Annotated in this window: 1 protein-coding gene and 1 tRNA gene; one reads left to right on the top strand and one right to left on the bottom strand. The window is 60.1% G+C overall.

All coding sequences use genetic code 11. From position 1 onward, the window contains the following. Positions 1–224: 224 nt before the first annotated feature. Positions 225–461 carry a hypothetical protein gene (locus tag DAI20_RS19365; protein ID WP_205781496.1) on the top strand — a complete coding sequence of 79 codons (237 nt, stop codon included), beginning with the start codon at positions 225–227 and terminating at the stop codon, positions 459–461. Positions 462–528: 67 nt separating this feature from the next. Here the strand turns inward: DAI20_RS19365 and DAI20_RS19360 are convergent. Then, a tRNA-Gly gene (locus DAI20_RS19360) sits at positions 529–604 on the bottom strand. Between the last annotated feature and the right edge of the window lie 163 nt (positions 605–767).

Genomic DNA, 767 nt, shown 5'->3' with positions numbered 1-767 from the left:
AACGCCGACCCAGCCTTTCACTACGCTTTCAATGCGTTCCTGGCACGGAACACTGGACGGCATTTCCGGCGCATTGCACATTGCGGCATTGCCTTGCTTGATGCTGCCCGACCATGAAACGTCCCCACCGCTGGCTCTTGATTGGCTCGGTCACGACAGCGACTGTCGGTGCGATCGTACTCGTCCTGACCACCCCACTGGTCTCGAACGCCATGCTGCTACTGATGGAGCGCAGCAATTTCATCCCGGGTGAATCCTCGATCTTCACGTTCGAGCCGTATGCCATCAACCAGGGCTCGTCGAACTACTGGTTGTACGGGAAGGACCGGACCTACTACTACCACTTCACCTACGAAGATGACGCTCCCTACGTCTACATCCCGCAGGACAACCGCTGCCCCGGTTTCGACCGGCAGGATGCCCGCACCTGGTGCAGCGCCCTGCCCGGCAAGCCACGCTAGCGCGGCAGCGGTGCAACCGGTGTGACAAACGAAAAACGCCCCCTTGCGGGAGCGTTCTTCTTGCATCTGGAGCGGGAAACGAGACTCGAACTCGCGACCTCAACCTTGGCAAGGTTGCGCTCTACCAACTGAGCTATTCCCGCGTAAGCCGACATGGTACCGGAAATCCCGGACACACACCAGCGATTTCACCTTTCTGACTGCGCGCAAAGCCTTGTGGCCCAACGTGCCCCGCCTTGCCGCGGCGGGAGAAAAACAAGGCCCCTACCGGGGCCCTGTAGAATCTGGAGCGGGAAACGAGACTCG

Origin of the sequence: Planctomonas deserti (assembly GCF_003067705.1) — a bacterium.
GTDB lineage: Bacteria > Actinomycetota > Actinomycetes > Actinomycetales > Microbacteriaceae > Planctomonas > Planctomonas deserti.
The sequence above is the reverse complement of the archived record's forward strand: the minus strand, read 5'-3'. Positions and strand labels throughout refer to the sequence as shown.

What these genes read in the sequence shown, in the direction of transcription:
- DAI20_RS19365 (WP_205781496.1), top strand. Translation starts at nt 225, where the DNA reads ATGGAGCGCAGCAATTTCATCCCGGGTGAATCCTCGATCTTCACGTTC.